Origin of the sequence: Natrinema marinum, from assembly GCF_024296685.1 — an archaeon.
GTDB classification, from domain to species: Archaea; Halobacteriota; Halobacteria; order Halobacteriales; family Natrialbaceae; genus Natrinema; species Natrinema marinum.
In genome coordinates this window covers 369,040-385,534 of record NZ_CP100763.1, presented here as the reverse complement: position 1 = coordinate 385,534, position 16,495 = coordinate 369,040, and the positions used below count along the sequence as shown (strand labels likewise).

General features: G+C 66.2%; 19 protein-coding genes and 1 tRNA gene. 11 read left to right on the top strand and 9 right to left on the bottom strand.

Features of this window, described 5'->3' with window-relative positions; genetic code table 11:
* Nucleotides 1–34 precede the first annotated feature (34 nt).
* The gene (locus tag NKH51_RS01960; protein WP_254763562.1) at nucleotides 35–448 is read left to right on the top strand and encodes a helix-turn-helix domain-containing protein; all 414 of its coding nucleotides are present in this window, start codon (nucleotides 35–37) and stop codon (nucleotides 446–448) included.
* A gap of 87 nt (nucleotides 449–535) precedes the next feature.
* Here the strand turns inward: NKH51_RS01960 and NKH51_RS01955 are convergent, their stop codons facing one another.
* From NKH51_RS01955 to NKH51_RS01945, 3 genes are all read right to left on the bottom strand, one after another.
* Nucleotides 536–1,858 (bottom strand): APC family permease, encoded by a 1,323-nt coding sequence (locus NKH51_RS01955; RefSeq protein ID WP_254763561.1) that lies wholly within the window; start codon nucleotides 1,856–1,858, stop codon nucleotides 536–538.
* Between the two features lie 93 nt (nucleotides 1,859–1,951).
* Entirely contained in the window at nucleotides 1,952–2,491 is a 540-nt protein-coding gene (locus tag NKH51_RS01950; protein WP_254763560.1) for a CBS domain-containing protein, read from the bottom strand.
* Nucleotides 2,492–2,542: 51 nt separating this feature from the next.
* Nucleotides 2,543–2,896: a DUF555 domain-containing protein gene (locus NKH51_RS01945; protein ID WP_254763559.1), complete on the bottom strand. Its 354-nt coding sequence runs from the start codon at nucleotides 2,894–2,896 to the stop codon at nucleotides 2,543–2,545.
* Between the two features lie 345 nt (nucleotides 2,897–3,241).
* On the opposite strand from NKH51_RS01945, the gene NKH51_RS01940 reads away from it, so the two are divergent.
* Together NKH51_RS01940 and psmB are read left to right on the top strand one after the other, a co-directional pair.
* The gene (locus NKH51_RS01940; RefSeq protein ID WP_254763558.1) at nucleotides 3,242–3,412 is read left to right on the top strand and encodes a hypothetical protein; all 171 of its coding nucleotides are present in this window, start codon (nucleotides 3,242–3,244) and stop codon (nucleotides 3,410–3,412) included.
* A 164-nt stretch (nucleotides 3,413–3,576) separates the two neighbouring features.
* Nucleotides 3,577–4,308 carry an archaeal proteasome endopeptidase complex subunit beta gene (gene psmB, locus NKH51_RS01935; protein WP_254763557.1) on the top strand — a complete coding sequence of 244 codons (732 nt, stop codon included), beginning with the start codon at nucleotides 3,577–3,579 and terminating at the stop codon, nucleotides 4,306–4,308.
* 180 nt (nucleotides 4,309–4,488) lie between these two features.
* Here the strand turns inward: psmB and NKH51_RS01930 are convergent, their stop codons facing one another.
* On the bottom strand, nucleotides 4,489–5,604 hold the full coding sequence (locus NKH51_RS01930; RefSeq protein WP_254763556.1) for a Gfo/Idh/MocA family protein: 1,116 nt from the start codon (nucleotides 5,602–5,604) through the stop codon (nucleotides 4,489–4,491).
* Nucleotides 5,605–5,881: 277 nt separating this feature from the next.
* Between NKH51_RS01930 and NKH51_RS01925 the strand changes: the two genes are divergently transcribed.
* Nucleotides 5,882–6,577 (top strand): ThuA domain-containing protein, encoded by a 696-nt coding sequence (locus tag NKH51_RS01925; protein ID WP_254763555.1) that lies wholly within the window; start codon nucleotides 5,882–5,884, stop codon nucleotides 6,575–6,577.
* Nucleotides 6,578–6,598: 21 nt separating this feature from the next.
* On the opposite strand, the gene NKH51_RS01920 is transcribed toward NKH51_RS01925, so the two are convergent.
* Nucleotides 6,599–7,450 carry an eIF2B alpha/beta/delta subunit family protein gene (locus NKH51_RS01920; protein ID WP_254763554.1) on the bottom strand — a complete coding sequence of 284 codons (852 nt, stop codon included), beginning with the start codon at nucleotides 7,448–7,450 and terminating at the stop codon, nucleotides 6,599–6,601.
* A 93-nt stretch (nucleotides 7,451–7,543) separates the two neighbouring features.
* On the opposite strand from NKH51_RS01920, the gene NKH51_RS01915 reads away from it, so the two are divergent.
* From NKH51_RS01915 to NKH51_RS01895, 5 genes are all read left to right on the top strand, one after another.
* Entirely contained in the window at nucleotides 7,544–7,864 is a 321-nt protein-coding gene (locus NKH51_RS01915) for a DUF7969 family protein (protein WP_254763553.1), read from the top strand.
* A gap of 203 nt (nucleotides 7,865–8,067) precedes the next feature.
* On the top strand, nucleotides 8,068–9,144 hold the full coding sequence (locus NKH51_RS01910) for an Mrp/NBP35 family ATP-binding protein (protein WP_254763552.1): 1,077 nt from the start codon (nucleotides 8,068–8,070) through the stop codon (nucleotides 9,142–9,144).
* Entirely contained in the window at nucleotides 9,141–9,407 is a 267-nt protein-coding gene (locus tag NKH51_RS01905; RefSeq protein WP_254763551.1) for a DUF7976 family protein, read from the top strand. The genes NKH51_RS01910 and NKH51_RS01905 overlap by 4 nt, the downstream gene beginning before the upstream one ends.
* Before the next feature lie 298 nt (nucleotides 9,408–9,705).
* Entirely contained in the window at nucleotides 9,706–10,647 is a 942-nt protein-coding gene (locus tag NKH51_RS01900; protein WP_254763550.1) for a helix-hairpin-helix domain-containing protein, read from the top strand.
* 126 nt (nucleotides 10,648–10,773) lie between these two features.
* A complete protein-coding gene (locus NKH51_RS01895) occupies nucleotides 10,774–11,376 on the top strand; it encodes a uracil-DNA glycosylase (protein ID WP_254765101.1) in 603 nt (200 codons plus the stop codon).
* Between the two features lie 25 nt (nucleotides 11,377–11,401).
* Here the strand turns inward: NKH51_RS01895 and NKH51_RS01890 are convergent, their stop codons facing one another.
* Nucleotides 11,402–11,623, bottom strand: coding sequence for a hypothetical protein (locus tag NKH51_RS01890; protein WP_254763549.1), 222 nt, complete (start codon nucleotides 11,621–11,623; stop codon nucleotides 11,402–11,404).
* A gap of 133 nt (nucleotides 11,624–11,756) precedes the next feature.
* Between NKH51_RS01890 and NKH51_RS01885 the strand changes: the two genes are divergently transcribed.
* Together NKH51_RS01885 and NKH51_RS01880 are read left to right on the top strand one after the other, a co-directional pair.
* Complete coding sequence (locus NKH51_RS01885; RefSeq protein ID WP_254763548.1) at nucleotides 11,757–12,497, top strand: glycosyltransferase family protein; 741 nt, start codon at nucleotides 11,757–11,759, stop codon at nucleotides 12,495–12,497.
* A gap of 41 nt (nucleotides 12,498–12,538) precedes the next feature.
* A tRNA-Ser gene (locus NKH51_RS01880) sits at nucleotides 12,539–12,622 on the top strand.
* A 452-nt stretch (nucleotides 12,623–13,074) separates the two neighbouring features.
* On the opposite strand, the gene citE is transcribed toward NKH51_RS01880, so the two are convergent.
* From citE to NKH51_RS01865, 3 genes are read right to left on the bottom strand one after another with little or no spacing between them, the layout of a single operon-like run.
* Nucleotides 13,075–14,118 carry an L-malyl-CoA/beta-methylmalyl-CoA lyase gene (gene citE, locus NKH51_RS01875; protein WP_254763547.1) on the bottom strand — a complete coding sequence of 348 codons (1,044 nt, stop codon included), beginning with the start codon at nucleotides 14,116–14,118 and terminating at the stop codon, nucleotides 13,075–13,077.
* A 42-nt stretch (nucleotides 14,119–14,160) separates the two neighbouring features.
* Complete coding sequence (gene mch / locus NKH51_RS01870) at nucleotides 14,161–15,225, bottom strand: 2-methylfumaryl-CoA hydratase (protein ID WP_254763546.1); 1,065 nt, start codon at nucleotides 15,223–15,225, stop codon at nucleotides 14,161–14,163.
* Nucleotides 15,218–16,495 (bottom strand): methylaspartate ammonia-lyase, encoded by a 1,278-nt coding sequence (locus NKH51_RS01865; RefSeq protein ID WP_254763545.1) that lies wholly within the window; start codon nucleotides 16,493–16,495, stop codon nucleotides 15,218–15,220. The genes mch and NKH51_RS01865 overlap by 8 nt, the downstream gene beginning before the upstream one ends.

Below are 16,495 nucleotides of genomic sequence, written 5' to 3'. Positions count from 1 at the left end.
AAACTACTTGGCGCTGCGTTCCGTACGGGCCCGTATGAGTACCGACGTGGGGACGCCGAAGGGGGCGAACGCGCGCGAACTCGTTCACTTCGTCACCCAAGAGACGCGGTTCGCGATCCTCGCGAACATCCTGCAACACCCAGAGGGGCTGCCGTCGCTGTACGAACTCGAGCAACTGAACCCGAGCGTGAGCGAGGCGACGGTATACAAGCACGTCCAGAAGTTGATCGACGCCGGAATCGTCGAGGCGGTCACCCTCCCGAACGACCGACGCCAACAGGGCTATCCTTGGACGTTCTACCGGCTGACCGACGAGGGACGGGCGTTCCTCGAGGATCACAACCTGCTCGCAGCCGAGGCGACCTTGCAACGAATCTACGAGACGATTTCCGATAAATCGGAAAAGATGATCAGATACGAGAACGCCCCTCGTCCCGATGTCGACTGAACTCGCGGGCATCGCCCGGTGGCGCGTTCCGGCGTCTCCGCTGCGCCGCGTCGGAGTGCCGACCGGTCCCCGCGTTGATCCGACCCGCTAAATCCGGTTTTCGACCGTCTGGAGTCCGTCCTCGAGCGTGTTGCGTTCGAAGTAGAGCACCTCGAGGCCGACGACGATCGCGGTGAGCGCGACGACGGTCACGAACACCGACCGCTGCTCGGTGTAGAGGCGATAGAGCAACAGCGGGAGCAGCGTCGCGGTGCCGAGCATGCCGACCGCGGGAACGAACGCGGAGACATCCTCGGCGTCGCGCTGGCGGAACGCGAGGTAGCTCATCGCGCCGAAGACGACCATGAAGGCGAGCGAGCCGAAGGAGGTGATCCCCTGAAGGCTGCCGTAGAAGGTGAACGCGGCGGCGGCGACGCCGATGACCAGAACCGTCTGTGTCGGGACGCCCTCCTGTTCGGCGTCGCCGAATCGATCCGGAAGGAGACCGTCGGCGAGCATTCCCTTCGCGAAGTGGGCGGCACTGAAGAGCGTCCCGTTGATCGCGCTCCCGGTCGAAAAGAGGGCCGCGACGGCCACGAAGACGAAGCCGAGACCGCCGAGGAACGGACGAACGGCCTCCGCGACCGCGATCTCGGGGTGGTTCGCGATCACGTTCGTCGCGACGAGGCTCGTGACGAGGATCGAGACCAGGCTGTCGACGACGATCGCCCCGAGTATCGAAACGTAGACCGCCCGCGGCACGTTCTTCGACGGGTTCTTGATGCTCTCCTGGTCGTACATCACGAGTTGCCACCCCTGGAACGAGACGAACGAGATCGCGACCGCAGTCAGGAAACTCGTGTTCGTCAGGTGGCCGAAACCGTACTCGAGTTGGTCGACCGTCCAGCCGTAGTACAGTCCCCAGCCGCTGATCGCGAGGAGGATCGCCAGCTTGAGCCCGACCAGCAGTTCCTCCGTCGTCCCCGTCGCCTTCGCGCCCACGACGTTGAGCGCGATGAACCCGCCGACGGCGAGGGCGGAGAGCAGCGGCCGGGCGGAGAACCCGAGGACCGAGTGGACATCCAGCAGCCGCTCGGCGAAGCCACCGAACGCGAACGCGTACATCGCGATCGCGCCCACGTACCCGAACAGCAGTGTCCAGCCCACCATCCCGGCGAGCGTCGAGTTCCCCACGTACGCTTCGATCATCGAGACCGAGCCGCCGCGCTCGTCGCTGAGTTGATTGAGTTTGATATACGAGTACGCGGCGGCCATCGAGACGAGGCTCGCCGCGGTAAACGCCAGCCACGCCGCAGCGCCGGCAATCGTCGCGACGACGCCGAGCACCGAGAACACGCCGCCGCCGATCATCCCACCGAGCCCGATCGAGGCCGCTCCGAGAAATCCGAGTTCGCCGTCTTCCTCGGCCATGATTGCATTCCCGACGGTCGAACTGATGAATATTCGGCCGGCAGTAGTCGGATGGGGTTGGGCGATACGCGCGCTCGAGGATCGAACGGGCGATCAGGAGAGCCGCGCGGCGATGTCCGCCTCGGTGATGATGCCGACGGTTTCGCCCGCCTCGGTGATCATCACGGCCTTGTAGTGCTCGAGCAGGTTGCTGATCTCGTCGAGGGTCGCGTCCTTCGAGACGGTCGGGAAGCTCTCGCTCATGTGCTCCTCGACGGGTTCGTCGCGGTCCTCCGAGTCTAAGTGGACCAGATCGGTCTGGCTGATCGAGCCGACGGGGATGCCGTCCTGGATGACCGCCAGTTGGGAGTAGGCCTCCTCTTCCATCTCGCGGGCGGCCTCGCTGACAGAATCGTCGGGCGCGACGCTGACGACGGCCTCGTTCATCAGGTCCGCCGCCCGAATCACGTCGCTCTCGGCTTTCTCTAAGGCGTTGACGATCCGGCGGAGCGTCGACAGACGCGGGTCGACGTCGCCGCCCTCGATGCGGGCGATCAGCGGTTGAGAGACGTCCGCCGTGTCCGCCAGTTCGCTTTGCGTGAGCCCGAGTTCGGTACGGCGCTGTCGGAGGTCCGCGGGCGTCGGAAGTTCCATGTCTCTAAATAACCGAGGGTTATAGAAAGAGCTTTGGGTCGATCGGCGAACTCAGTCCTCGTCCGGAACCTCGACGACTTCGACGACCGACAGCGGCACGTCACGCAGCGCGCCACCGACCTCGCTTTTCGCGATTCTGGAGGCGTGTTCTTCCCCATCGGCGTTGAAGACCTCCATCTCGAGTCCGAGGCCGACGAGCGCAGTGTCGGCAGCGATAAAGGCGGAGTCGAACGGCTCGCCGCAGGCCGGACAGCCCGTCGCGCCAACTTCGACCTCGACGTAGTCCATGTCTTCGCTGTTGAGTCGCTTCCCGGCTTCGCTGACGGCCACGCCGATCGCGTCGTCGATCTCGTCGACATCACGAACGAGCCATGCCGCCTCCATCGCGACGAGGTAGTTGCTCATACGTGGTGGTCGGTCCGGGGGGTTTCCTGCTTTGCGGTTCGTCGCCGCTCGTCCGCGCCACTGTGGCATGCTCACACGGCGACTGCGACGCTCTCGCAGGCGCGCGCCGTCGACGCAGCGGTGCGCACGTGAATCGAATGATTCCCATAACTTACGGGAAATCCCCGGATCGATTGGCGCCCGCTTAGGCGTAGATCGCCTCGAGTGCGCCTCCACTTGTGCTCGGAGAAAGCTAGATTGAATCGCACGACTGCGCCGACCCGTTCGCGACAGATAGATAATTATGAAATCCGTCCTTCAAGAAGGCTTATATACTCCCTCCGTCTGAGCCACGGCTGAACGCCGATGATATCCCGCGTGTACCGCGCGACGCTGTTCGCACTGTACCAGCTCTGCATTGTGACCGGCATCGTCGCAATGCCACTCGCCATCGCCGCCCGCCAGGCCGGGCTGACTCTCCCGATCCACCGCGTCCTCGCCAACGTCGAGGAAGCGTACGAGGCGACCCAGCCCTGATCGGCCAACCGCGTTCCGCGTTTTCCGTTCGTCGGTCCCCGAGCGACCGCGTTTCGATACCGCCGACCGGCGCTCGAGTCGACTTTACCTCGCGACCGCTGGAAGCGGAAACGAGGGCAGTGACCGCCGGTGTTTTATACCGTCCCGGTCGTATCTGTCCGGTAATGCGCACGCCCACACACGACTCCGACTTCTCCCGGACGGTCGACCAGTTGGCCGACGATCCGAACCCCTACGAGCCGGAGATCGGCTCCCTCCCGGAGAACGATCTGACGCGGGCCGACCTCGAGAACGTCAACAAGACCGGAACGACGACGATCGGCATCTCGACGGCCGACGGCGTCGTCATCGCGACGGACATGCGCGCCAGCCTCGGCGGCCGCTTCGTCTCGAACAAGAACGTCCAGAAGGTCGAACAGATCCACCCGACCGGCGCACTGACCCTCGTCGGCAGTGTCGGCGGCGCCCAGTCGTTCATCTCGAGTCTCCGCGCCGAGGTCAACCTCTACGAGGCCCGCCGCGGCGAGGACATGAGCATCGACGCGCTCGCGACGCTGGCGGGCAACTTCGCCCGCGGTGGCCCGTTCTTCGCCATCCACCCGATTCTGGGCGGCGTCGACGAGGAGGGCAGCCACGTCTACAGCATCGACCCCGCCGGCGGCGTCATGGAAGACGACTACACCGTCACCGGCTCCGGCATGCAACTCGCCTACGGTCACCTAGAGCAGGCCTACGAACCAGACATGTCCAACGAGGAAGCGAAGACGGTCGCCGCTCGCGGCATCAAATCGGCCGTCGAGCGCGATACCGGCTCCGGTAACGGCGTCTTCCTCTGTGAGATCACCGACGAGGGCGTCGATATCCACGGCCACCACGACTTCGACGACGTGCTGTAATCGGCGCTCTGGACAGATAGTCGGGGCGACCGCCCTCGGCTCCGTTCGTGCCTTCGCTTTTCGTTTTCTGACCGCAGATCAGTGCGTCTGAACGAGTAGTTACAGAAAACCGGGCCCCGTCACTGGTCGCCCTCGAGACGGGACATCTCGGGTGGCCGTCGGTGCGACCGGGGGACCGGACTACTTGATTCGCGTCGTCTGCTCGAGTTCGATCTCGGCCTCTCTCACCGTCGTCGCTCGACCGGTCTCGCTCGAGCGGTAGATCGCGTCGATGACGCGCTGGACGGTCAGGGCCTCCTCGATGGTGTTGCTCTCCGGCGTCGTGCCGGCGGCGATGGCCGCGAGGAACGCTGCGTCCTGTTCGGCGTAGCCGGTCATCGCGGTGTCGCCGGTCATCTCCACGTCGGCGTAGTGGTCGCAGCCGGCGGTGCCAGCTTCGAGGATCCGCAGGTCGGTGTCGCCGATGTCGAACTGGGCGCCGGCCCGCGTGCCGCGCACGCGGAAGTCCATGCTCCCTTCGCGGTTCGTCGCCCACGCGGCCTCGAGGGAGATGGTCTGTCCCTCGGCGGTGCGGATGAAAGCGCTGACGGAGTCGTCGACCTCGTATGTCTCGGCCTCGGCGTTCCAGTTGTCGCCGAAGCCGTCGGGGTCGGCGTACTCCGCTTGGGGCCCGAACGTCGTCCGGGCGACGCCGCTGACCTCGGTGATCTCGGGAAAGTCGAGCGCGTAGAGGGCGAGATCGAGGGCGTGGACGCCGATATCGAGGAGCGCTCCGCCGCCGGCGAGTTCCGGATCGGTGAACCAGGAGCCGGGACCGGGGACGCCGCGTCGGCGGACGTAGTTCGCCTCGACGTGGGTCAGGTCGCCGAAGCGACCGCGGGCGTGGTGTTCGTCGAACATAGCCATCGACGCCGCGTGGCGGTTGTGGAAGCCGACCATACAGATCCCGTCGGCTCTGGCCGCCGCCGCGGCGATGCGTTCGGCGCTCTCTAAGGTGTGCGCGAGGGGCTTCTCGACGAGTACGTCGCGGCCGGCCTCGAGTGCGGCGACGGTGATCGGTTCGTGAAACCGGTTCGGCGTCGTCACGATGACGGCGTCGACCGCGTCGTCGACGACGAGGTCCTCGTGGGTCTCGTAGGTCGCCGCGTCGAACTCGGCGGCGAACCGCTCGCGTTGCTCCGGGACGAGGTCCGCGCCCGCGACGACATCAGCGCCGAGGTCGCGGACGCTTTGTGCGTGGAGCGTCCCCATTCCACCGAGACCGACGACGCCGACGCCGATCTCCTCACCGTTCATATCTCAACCCCCGATTTCGCGCCCACACCGACGAGCGAGTAGTGAGAAATCAAGTATTTCGATGACGTTTGAGTGCGATCCCGGTCCATAGAGAGAGGCGGTCGGCGATCGAAATAAGAGTTGTGACCGATTAATCATACAGTCGGGCCATCATTCCGGTAAAACTAGACTATTACTCGCCAAGACCGGGCGTTAGATTTGATTTGTTATATTATTTCGTGAACGTATCCGGCGCTGACCGGCCGAGCTAAGGGCGGCGACGATGGAGGACACCGCTATGGCAGCAGTCACGATCTGGAACGAGTACCGACACGAGCGAGCGGACGACGAGGTTGCGGCCGTCTATCCCGACGGGATCCATGCGGCGATCGCCGATGCGCTCGCCGACGAGCACACGGTCCGAACCGCCACGCTCGACGATCCCGATCACGGCCTCACCGACGCAGTGCTCACATCGACCGACGTGCTGGTGTGGTGGGGCCACGAAGCCCACGACGAGGTCGCCGACGTAATCGTCGACCGGGTCCAGGAGCGCGTCCTCGAGGGGATGGGCCTGGTCGCGCTTCACTCGAGCCACTACGCGAAGATCTTCAAGCGACTCATGGGGACGACGTGTAGCCTGCAGTACCGCGAGGATGGCGGGACCGAGCGCCTGTGGATCGTCGATCCGGGTCATCCGATCGCCGACGGGCTCGCGGAGTCGATCGAACTCCCCCGGACGGAGATGTACGGCGAGCCGTTCGACGTGCCCGAGCCCGATCGGCAGGTGTTCGTCAGCTGGTTCGAAGGCGGCGAGGTGTTCCGCAGCGGCTGTTGCTACCGGCGCGGCAGCGGGCGCATCTTCTACTTTCGGCCGGGCCACGAGACGTATCCGATCTACGAGAACGAGGACGTTCGCCGGGTGCTCCGCAACGCGGTCGCGTGGGCCAGCCCGACGGACGGCTCGCCGCGAGCGTTCGGCGAACGGGACTGATCGCGCGTCGCGTCGGGGCCGTCAGAACTCCTGTCGCCCCTCGTCGGTGATCACGCTCTCGAGCAACGCCGTCGGCGTCGCGTCGTAGGCGGGGTTTTTCACGTCGAAGCCGTCGGCGGGTTCGGCCATCACTTCGCTGCCCGGCCGGAACTCGTTCTCGAAGACGAACCCCTCGCTGACGATCTTCGACGCCGAGCCGAGGACGGTGACCGGCACGTCCACCTGGGCGGCCGTCGCCGCGATCGGAAACGTGCCGACGCGGTTGTAGAGGGTGTCGTCGACGATACAGTCCATGCCGACGACGACGCGGTCGCACTCCTCGAGATAGATCCCGTGGGCGCTGTCGGCCAGCAGCGTCGCCTCGACGCCGTCCACGTCGGCCAGCGTCCGGGCGGTCTTGCGCCCCAGGTACCGGGGCCGGGCCTCGGTGACGTAGACCTCGAACGTCTTGCCGGCCGCGGTCGCCTGCTCGAGGGCCTCGAGCACCGTCGAAGAGTAGTCGTGAGTCAGCAGCGTCGCGCCGTCCGTGAGGTGCTCGACGGCGTTTTCGGCCGCGAGTCGCTTGCCGGATTCGATCCGCGTGACGACGTCTTCGATCTTCTCGCTGGTGAGCCGGCGGGCCGCCTCCACGCTGTCCAGGTCGGCGTCGGTCACATCGTCGACCACCTCGCGGACGGCGTTTTGCAGCGAGGCATGGGAAGGGTTGGCTCGCCGCAGGACCGAGCCGTTGCGCTCGAGCGCGCGGACGTACTCCTCGACGGTGGCGAACTCCCGCTCGGTCAGCTCCTCGAGGGCGCGCGCGGCGTTCGCCGCCACCACCGAGGAGCTGTGGGTCTGCATCTCACGGATTTCCTCGGCCGTCTCGTCGATCATACGTGGACGAATTCTCGTCAGCGGGAAAGGTGTTCCGGGTGGCGACACGCCGCGGGCCACAGCCTTACGTCCGCGAGCGCCCTAGGACGGCCGATGACAGTCACCGTTCGATACACCTGCCCCCACTGCGATGCCGTCGTGAGCGTCGAGCGCAGCCCAGACCTCGCCGACCGCTCCGTGACTACGGCCCCGCAACCGGGTTGGGAGTATGCCGGCCCGGACGACGACTTCGAGGACGCCGACGGGATCGAATTTCTCTGCGGCGAGGACGGCCCCGTCACCGACCTCGAGGGCGACCCAGTCGAGGGCTGTGGCCGCCCGTTCTATCTCAACTTCGTGCGCTACGAACAGGGGGTCGAACTCGAGCCCGATCCGCCGACCTACGGGGGGCCGCGGTTCGATTTCAACGCGTAGAGGCGAACTGTACGAGCGTTGCACCCCCGAACGACCAACCGTATGGCGCTTTGCGCCGTAAGGGCCTGCACCCGTGTGGTAGGGAGCGAGCGGCTTTTTTGGTCCAGATTTTTGTCGGGGTCCGAGGGCGGCAACGCCGCCCGAGGACTCCGATAAAAAGGTGGGAACACAACCCTTTTCGACGCCCGGCAGTACCTACTGGCATGGACGAAGCCGCCGTTCGCGACCGCCTTCGGGGGGTCGACGATCCCGAACTCGGCGACGACATCGTTTCGCTCGGACTCGTCAACGACATCAGCGTCGATGGCGACGAGGTCCACGTCGATCTCGCGCTCGGTGCACCCTACTCGCCGGCCGAGAGCGACATCGCCGCGGACGTTCGCCGTGTGCTGACCGACGCGGGTCTCGAGCCGGAGCTCACCGCGAGCGTGCCCGACCGGGACGATCTCACGAACGACGAACAGGTGTTGCCGAACGTCAAGAACGTCATCGCCGTCGCCTCCGGCAAGGGCGGCGTGGGCAAATCGACCGTCGCGGTCAACCTCGCGGCGGGGCTCTCGCAGTTGGGTGCCCGCGTCGGCCTCTTCGACGCCGACGTCTACGGCCCGAACGTCCCGCGGATGGTCGACGCCGACGAGCCGCCGATGGCCACCGAGGACGAGACCCTCGTGCCGCCCGAGAAGTACGGCGTGAAGCTCATGAGCATGGCCTTCCTCACGGGCGAGGACGACCCCGTCATCTGGCGCGGCCCGATGGTCCACAAGGTCATCACGCAACTCACCGAGGACGTCGAGTGGGGCCACCTCGACTACCTCGTGGTCGACCTGCCGCCGGGGACCGGCGACACCCAGCTGACGATGCTCCAGACCATGCCCGTCACCGGCGCGGTCATCGTCACAACGCCCCAAGACGTGGCGCTAGACGACGCTCGCAAGGGCCTCGAGATGTTCGCCAAACACGACACCGTCGTCCTGGGGATCGCCGAGAACATGTCGACGTTCGCCTGTCCCGACTGCGGCGGCGAACACGATATCTTCGGCTCCGGCGGCGGGGAGGCCTTCGCCGAGGAACACGAACTCCCCTTCCTCGGCTCGATCCCGCTCGATCCGGCCGTCCGCGAGGGCGGCGATGGCGGGAAGCCCACCGTGTTGAAAGACGGTGACGGCACCAGCGACGCCCTCCGGACGATCACGGAAAACGTCGCGAACAACACCGGGATCGTCCACCGACAGGGGATCTCGCAGACGCGCCGGAGCGAAGCCGCATCGCCCGATCGATGACCACCGGCGAAGCCGACGATGACGGCGGGGAGGCGACCCCTGCCGTCGCCGACGGGTTCGAACCCGACCCCGAACGCGTCACCCTCCTCCGCGAGGTCGCCGACGAGATTCGCGGCGACTCGAGCGAGCGCGACCAACTCGCGAACATCCTCTATCGAACGAGCGACCTGTACGACGAGTCCGAGGAAACCTCGCCCGAGGTGATCGTCCGCAACGTGAAGTACATCCTCGAGGTCGGCGAACGCGGCGGTCTCGAGCGCTAATTCTCGTCTCATCGTTTCCTGCTGTGGTTCCAAACCGGGGCGGCTCGAGACGGCTCGACGCGCCTGCTCGCGGTCTCGTTCGACCGACCACTCCGAGGCCGACGGACGGCCGCGCCAGCGGACGCAGCGGTGGCTGTTGGGTGCACTGAAACGCGACGCCTCCAGTGGAGGTTCCGCTCAGAGGTGTTCAATGGTGACTAAAACCATTTAGGGGAGTTGTTTATATCATTGACAGGTGTACGCCGGGGTAGGACCCGGCGACGGACGCGGCAAGCGCCGTCACCGATCCGCCACACTCATGACAAACGCAACGACCCCCATCGAAGCGACGTTCGAGTTGCAACGCCGGTCGATCAAGCACGGCCAGCAACTGCTCGAGCAGAGCCTCGAGATCCAAGAGAACGCGGCCGAGAGATTCCTCCGGACCGGCTTCGCAGCCCAGCGAAGCGCACAGCGTCAGGCGACGGAACTCGCTCGAGCGTTCTTCGATGCGCAACTCGAGGCGTTCGAGTCGGCGCTCGACGAGGACCGATACGACGTTCGATCGAGCGTCGACGAGCAGTTCGAAGAAGGGGCTGAGGGAACCATGCAACTGCTGAACGGCCAGTTCGAGCAGAGCGCGAAACTGACCCAGCAGCTCCTTCACGTCCAGTTCGACGCCCTCGAGTCGGCACTCGACGGGGACGGGCCCAACATGCGGACGGTCGTCGAAGCCCAGTTCGACGAGCTCGAACGAACGCAGGACGCAGCCTTGGAAGTGCTCGAGTCGAGGTTCCTCCGGGCGGTCGACGAACTGACCGACCAGCAACATCACGTTCTGGTGGAATCGACCGAATCACTCCTGGACGCACAGCTGGAAACCGAACACCAGACCATCAACGGGGTTCGCAGCGTCGAAGAGAGTGTCGAACTGGCCCAACAACAGACCGAGGATATCGCCGAGACGACCCGACAGGGCACGCAGGAGCCGGCCGGCGAAGCCGCCGCGGCGACCGAAGAGATAGCCATCGAAACGACGAGCGCGGTCGAAACGGCGACCGAACGAGAAACCGATGCAAACGAGCAGAGGGTACAGCGCATCGACGGCGTCGGGCAGACGTACGCCCAGCGACTCTCGGACGCGGGCATCGAGAGCGTCGCCGACCTCGCGGACGCGGCGGTGGACCACGTCGCCGAGGCCGCAGAGATCTCGGCCGACCGCGCCACGGAGTGGATCGAAACGGCCCAGTCCCGAGAGTGACACGGTTGCTGGGAGTGGTCTCGTCGTGGCGACCGCTCCGATTCGGCCAGTCGCGCAGCTTTTGCGTCCCAGCCACGAGAACCGAGTATGGACGCGAGTCAACGGTCTCGAGCGAACCCATTCGGGATGGACGAGGCGTGTCGGAACTGTCCGGCGCTGTGCGAGACGCGCACGCAGGTCGTCCACGGCTACGGTGACGTGGGCGCGGACTTCCTGTTCGTCGGCGAGCGGCCCACGGCGCGGGCCGACGAGACCGGCGTCCCTTTCGCTGGCGCAGGCGGCAGCGACGGCGACGGTGGGCTACGACGCATGCTCGAGCGACTCGGCCTCTGTGCTGTCGACTCGCCGGCCGAGCGCCCCGAACTCGAGAACGTCTATCTGACGACCCTCACCCGCTGTCGCGACCCCGAGCGGGGGCCGACCGACGAGGAGGTCGACAACTGCGAACCCTTCCTCAACGCCGAAATCAGGATGATCAACCCCGAGATCCTCGTCCCCGTCGGTGAGCGCACGCTCGCCGAACTGGGAACCGAGTACACGACGACGCCGGTCGACGACCTCACGCTCCCCGAGGACCACGCACAGCGAATCCGCGGCCGCGGCTTCGAACTCGTCCCGATGATCGACCCTCGCGACCAGACGGACGACCAGACGCAGGCGTGGCTCGAGGCGTTCGTCGAACTGATGGCGTCGGATTATCGGCAGACGAAAGGGCGGCGAGAACGCTGAGAGAGCCCCGGGACGGCAGAATCGGCTACCAGTAGGGGTTCTCGCGCCAGCGTCGCGACCCGGCGCCGAGCGCGGCCAGGCCGCCGACGACGAGGACCGCGACGACGAGGATGGCGACCGTCGGCGCGAGGTAGATACTGGTGGGCGGATCGATCAGGTAACCGCTACTGAAGCCGAAGACGCCGATGACTGCCAGCACGGCGATCGTGGCAGTCCCGACCAGTCCGGCGATCGTTCGTTCGTCCATACCGCCTCTGAGACGCTACTCCATTATAATTCATCGTCATTTCGTCCCTCATCTCCGCGTCCGCTCGTCGCGATCCCGGCCATCGATCCCCGGAAGCGCCGCGTTCAAGAAGCGCGCGCCCCGAGTGGGCAGCATGATCGTCGTCGTTCCGCTCGACCCGCCACAGGAGGGGCTCGTCCTTCCCTCGCTCGTCGAGGAGACGCCGCTGTCCGACGCCGAGGCCGTCTCGCTGTACGAGGCCGCCGTCGCCGACGTCCTCTGGGCCGTCGCATCGAGCGGCGGCGACCTCCTGCTCAACTACCGTGATGCCGAGACGCTGCCCGCGGCGTACGCGGACGGCGACCCCGAGGCCGAGGTCCGATCGCTCGCTCTCGGCGCGCTCGGCGAGGACGCCGACGTGCGATTCGAGCGCCAGGTCGGCTCGAGCCGCTCGGCACGGATCGGAAACACCGTCACGCACCTGCTCGAGCGGGAGGGTGCCCAGAGCGTGGGCGTGCTCGAGCCGACGGCCCCGCTGGTCGCCCGGACGGAGATCGACGGCGCGGCGATGTCGCTCCGCCGGCACGACGTGGTGCTCGGCCCCGCGGACGAGGGCCGGACCTACTTCGCGGGCTTTTCCGAACCGATCGACTTCGAGAGTGCGTACGCGACGCCGGAACTGTCCACGCTGGCCCGCCGTGGGGCCGATGCGGGGCTCGCCGTCGGGTTTGCGCCGATGCTGCCGACCGTGGCGACGCCGGCCGGGCTACGGGCGACCGTCGTGGGACTCGAGGCCCGCCGGGCCGCCGGCCGACCGGGAGCCGAGGCGACGGCGGCGTTCGTGGACGAACTCGGACTGCGGGTCGGGGAGGGCGGCGGGCTCGAGCGCGAATAGACCGACAACCCTTTTTGAACGTGTGGAGAAGCGGAGGGTGAGGTGGGGTGGCAGAGCGGCCTAACGCGCCTGCCTTGAGAGCAGGTGGCTGTCAAGCCTCATGGGTTCAAATCCCATCCCCACCGTTGCTGTCGCGAACAATACCGTGAGCGACAGCGAGGTCGATGGGATTTGAATCAGACCAGTCGCGCGCAGCGAAGCGAGCACGTCTGGGCGTGGTTCAAATCCCATCCCCACCGGTTTTCGCCAACGAACGAGAGGGGGGAGACCTCTCGAGTACGCTACCGTGGCCTCGAGAATGCAATTCTTGAACTGAGAGCACCGAGAAGGGGGTTTCGTCCTGCTATCGTGGCAACAGGGAATTTCCACGTCCTCCCCAACCGATTCGCTCGCTCCGCTCGCTCATCCCTCGCACAGCGTCGAGTCACGACTCGCTGGTCGCTCGTCGTGACACAGCGCGCGCCTCCGCAGTGGTACCCCGACCTCGCGCCGACGGAAATCGCAATGCGGCCCGCTGGACGGTTGCGTCGACGGAATTAAAAATCGTTCACTCGACGATTCGAGAGCGTCGGCGATCTCAGTTGTAGGAGAGCTCGAGTTCGCGGGCGCGCGTCAGCAGGTCGGCGTCGTAGTACTCCTCGGTCTGGTCGGGACGCATCTCGTCGATGGCGCGGACCTGTTGGACCGTGTTCTTGAAGTTCTTGAACGTGGCCTCGTCGACCATCTGGCCGTCGAGCGTGACCGCACCGGTGCCCTCGCGTTTGGCCTCGTTGAAGCGCTCGATCTTGCTCACGTCGCGCTCGAGCTCCTCGGGGGTGGGCATGTGGACGGTGTTGGCCTGGATGGTCTGTTTGGGGTACAGCGACCAGGAGCCGTCGAGCCCCAGTTGCGCTTCGTGTTCGACCTGATCCGCGTACTCGTCGGCGTTGTAGTAGGTCAGGCCGGCGCGCTCCTTGAACAGGTCGTCGAAGGGGCCGCCGATCGAGAGCAGGCCGGCGGCGCTGGCCTCGTTCGAGAGGGCCTCGAGCAGGCCGTCCCAGCGGGGCATCCCGTCACCGAGGTCGCGGCCGCCGAGTTCGGCGGCGTAGTCGACGGGGCCGAAGATGAGCGCGGTGAGCCGGGAGTCCTCGCCGAACTTGGAGATTTCGCGGAGATCGGAGCGGGCGCGGCCGGTCTCGATGATGATCGAGAGACCGATCGAGCCGTCCTCGTAGCCGTGCTCGGCTTCGGCCTCGGCGACGACTTCCGCGGCGCGCTCGACGTCCTCGAGGCGGCCGACTTTGGGGACGACGACGCCGTCGATCTCGTCGCCGATCTCGGCGACGAGCCGGTCGATCTGGTCGCGACCCTTCTCGCAGTACTCCTCGTCCTCGTAGCTCCACTCGACGCGGGGCCAGATCTCGCCGGGGAAGTCGTACTCGGGAACCTTCTCGATGGTGTTCTCGAGGCCCTCGGCTTTCATGTTCGGCGCTGTCCCGTCTTCCATGTCGGGGACGAGCCAGTCGGGGGCCTGGAAGCCCTCGGCCTCGAGCGCGGAGACGAGGTACTTCGCGGAGTCGTCTTTCGGAACGCCGGCCGGTGCGGTCTGGAACGTGCGGCAGAGTCGGATGTCGTCAGTCATGGATTCGTGATTGTCTGCGGTCGTTTGTGATAATCGATCGTGTTAGTTAGAACGCTTTCGAATCTCGGCGGTCCGCGTCCCCGAGTAGACGGGTTCGTCGTCCTGGTTGAACGCAATGTGTTCGAAGGTGACGGTGCCCGCCTCGTCGCTCGAGGCGTCGTCGTCGGCCTCGATGACGCGCGTGAAGGCGTAGACGGTGTCGCCGACGGCGACGAACGTGTGGAACGACTCGTCGTCGAAGCCGACCTCGCGCCAGGTCTCCTCGTCCGAGCGGGCGTGGCCGAGCGCCGTCGACCGGGTCACGTCGCCGTAGGTGACGATACTTCCCGACGGGGAGTCGCTCATCACGTCGACGTTGTGGTGCTGTTTGGCCGTGTTCAGCGTCGCGAGCGGCAGCGAGGCGACGGTCACGTCGTCTTGCGTACGGCCGCGCTCGTGGCGGTAGGCGACGGCGGCGTTCTCGTCGTCGGCCGCTTCGAGAGCCTCGACGAAGTCCTCGAAATACCCTCCCTCAGGAGCGACGAACTCCTCGGGGAGTTCGGGGCCGTCCTCGTCGTCTTCGGCCGCCGCGGCGCCGCTCCCGTCGGTCGCGACGGGCTCGCGGCGGGGAATCATGTTCGTGCGCTCGTACGAACAGAGCACGTCGCCGGTCTCGGCGTCTTTGCCGCGGGTGCGCCAGGAAACGATGCCGTACTCGGGTCGGGAACTCGAGGTGGCGCAGTTGACGACCTCGCTCTCGACGTGGAGTTCGGTGCCGGTGTAGACCGGCGAAGTGGGGAATCGCACGTCGGTGCGACCGAGGAAGTAGCCGCCCTTCTCACTGAGGTCCTCGACGGTGATACCGAGCGTCGCGGCGGTCAGATAATCAGGGTGGACCGGCGGCTCGTCGAAGCCGCGTTCCTCGGCGGCGTCGGCTCGCCAGTAGGCGGGGTCGTGGTTGAGCGTCTGGCTCATCCAGCCCTCGTTACCGAACTGCGTGAGCGTGAGGCCGGGGTCGTGTTCGATCACGTCCCCTTCTTCGAAGTCCTCGAAGCAGTTCCCCTTCTCTTTGGTCTCGACCTGCTCGAGCGCCTGTGCGAACGTGTCGGGATCGGTCCAGTCAGTCATCTGCTGTCACCTCGTCGGTATCGGCCGTTAACTGTTCTCGTTCTCGTCGGGCGATCGTTCGTCGCATCTCGTTTTCGACGATCATGTAGCCCTCGTCGAAGCCCATCCCGGGCTTTGCGAGCACCTGCGCGGCGTCCGTCGCGAGCGCGACGTGGGCGCAGGCACGCGCGGAGGTTTCCGTCTCGTTGCAGGTGCCGCCAAGGTAGGCGCGGGTCTCGGTCCCCTCGCAGTAGCGGACCGCCTGTCCGCTGCGGTGGATCCCGCCGAGGTCGGGCGTCTTGACCTGCACGAGGTCCGCGGCCCCGGCGTCGACGAACGCCTGCACGTCCTCGAAGGTGTTACACCACTCGTCGGCCACGATGTCGACGCCGACGCCGGCGTCGGCCAGCCCCTCGCGGAGTTCGACCATCGCGTCGATCTGGTCGGCGCGGTTGCCCACGTCCATCGGCCCCTCGATCTGGATCGGGAACGGTGCGGCGGCCTCCTCGAGCGCGGCGAAGTAGTCGACGACCTCCTCGCGGTCGTAGGGCGCGCCGAAGATCTCGCCGATCATCCCGTAAACGTCGATGTGGAAGCGGGGCTCGTACCCCTCGGGACCCAGTTCCTGCGAACGCTCGACTAACCACTCGACGTACTCGAGCAGGACCTCGCCGTCCTCGCCGATCTTCTCGACGCTGTTGATCAGCGCGTGGGGGAGGACGGGGACGCCCTTGACGAACATCTTCTCGGTGTTGTTGTAGCGGTCGTCGCCGGACTGTCCGAAGACCGGCACCGGCTCCGTCGCGGGCTCGGTGCCGAGCGCGTCGGCGACGATGTCCGTCTGCGTCGTGTTCTCGGCCTCGGCGGCCGCGGCGAGCAGCGCCTGGGAGACGCCGTAGCGGATCGCCGTGTGGAGCCGGTCGCCCTCGACTTCCAGCTCCTCGAGCAACTCGGCGTTGTCGAGGAAGTCGGTGGCGTCCCGTCCCTCGAGTTCGTCGGCGACGGGACCCTCGATGACTGGGGCGTACTCCTCAGCCTGAAAGAGCGGGTCGCGGCCGCCGGCACCGGAGTACTGGACCGCGGCGCAGTCGCCCCGCACCACGGTGCCGTCGGCGAGTTCGATATCGACGATGATCGTTTCGCCGGCCTGTCGAATCTCGTCGAAGCCGTCGGTGACGGGCTCGCCCTCGTAGGTGAAGCCGTCCTGCGTTGCTCCTTGCTTGATTGCGCGCTGGTCGTCGAAGAAGAACCCGGAGTAGCCGGGCGTCGCGTACACTCCTGTGATTTCCAT

What these genes read in the sequence shown, in the direction of transcription:
- NKH51_RS01960 (WP_254763562.1), top strand. Translation starts at nt 35, where the DNA reads ATGAGTACCGACGTGGGGACGCCGAAGGGGGCGAACGCGCGCGAACTC.
- NKH51_RS01955 (WP_254763561.1), bottom strand. Translation starts at nt 1,858, where the DNA reads ATGGCCGAGGAAGACGGCGAACTCGGATTTCTCGGAGCGGCCTCGATC.
- NKH51_RS01950 (WP_254763560.1), bottom strand. Translation starts at nt 2,491, where the DNA reads ATGGAACTTCCGACGCCCGCGGACCTCCGACAGCGCCGTACCGAACTC.
- NKH51_RS01945 (WP_254763559.1), bottom strand. Translation starts at nt 2,896, where the DNA reads ATGAGCAACTACCTCGTCGCGATGGAGGCGGCATGGCTCGTTCGTGAT.
- NKH51_RS01940 (WP_254763558.1), top strand. Translation starts at nt 3,242, where the DNA reads ATGATATCCCGCGTGTACCGCGCGACGCTGTTCGCACTGTACCAGCTC.
- psmB (WP_254763557.1), top strand. Translation starts at nt 3,577, where the DNA reads ATGCGCACGCCCACACACGACTCCGACTTCTCCCGGACGGTCGACCAG.
- NKH51_RS01930 (WP_254763556.1), bottom strand. Translation starts at nt 5,604, where the DNA reads ATGAACGGTGAGGAGATCGGCGTCGGCGTCGTCGGTCTCGGTGGAATG.
- NKH51_RS01925 (WP_254763555.1), top strand. Translation starts at nt 5,882, where the DNA reads ATGGCAGCAGTCACGATCTGGAACGAGTACCGACACGAGCGAGCGGAC.
- NKH51_RS01920 (WP_254763554.1), bottom strand. Translation starts at nt 7,450, where the DNA reads ATGATCGACGAGACGGCCGAGGAAATCCGTGAGATGCAGACCCACAGC.
- NKH51_RS01915 (WP_254763553.1), top strand. Translation starts at nt 7,544, where the DNA reads ATGACAGTCACCGTTCGATACACCTGCCCCCACTGCGATGCCGTCGTG.
- NKH51_RS01910 (WP_254763552.1), top strand. Translation starts at nt 8,068, where the DNA reads ATGGACGAAGCCGCCGTTCGCGACCGCCTTCGGGGGGTCGACGATCCC.
- NKH51_RS01905 (WP_254763551.1), top strand. Translation starts at nt 9,141, where the DNA reads ATGACCACCGGCGAAGCCGACGATGACGGCGGGGAGGCGACCCCTGCC.
- NKH51_RS01900 (WP_254763550.1), top strand. Translation starts at nt 9,706, where the DNA reads ATGACAAACGCAACGACCCCCATCGAAGCGACGTTCGAGTTGCAACGC.
- NKH51_RS01895 (WP_254765101.1), top strand. Translation starts at nt 10,774, where the DNA reads ATGGACGAGGCGTGTCGGAACTGTCCGGCGCTGTGCGAGACGCGCACG.
- NKH51_RS01890 (WP_254763549.1), bottom strand. Translation starts at nt 11,623, where the DNA reads ATGGACGAACGAACGATCGCCGGACTGGTCGGGACTGCCACGATCGCC.
- NKH51_RS01885 (WP_254763548.1), top strand. Translation starts at nt 11,757, where the DNA reads ATGATCGTCGTCGTTCCGCTCGACCCGCCACAGGAGGGGCTCGTCCTT.
- citE (WP_254763547.1), bottom strand. Translation starts at nt 14,118, where the DNA reads ATGACTGACGACATCCGACTCTGCCGCACGTTCCAGACCGCACCGGCC.
- mch (WP_254763546.1), bottom strand. Translation starts at nt 15,225, where the DNA reads ATGACTGACTGGACCGATCCCGACACGTTCGCACAGGCGCTCGAGCAG.
- NKH51_RS01865 (WP_254763545.1), bottom strand. Translation starts at nt 16,495, where the DNA reads ATGGAAATCACAGGAGTGTACGCGACGCCCGGCTACTCCGGGTTCTTC.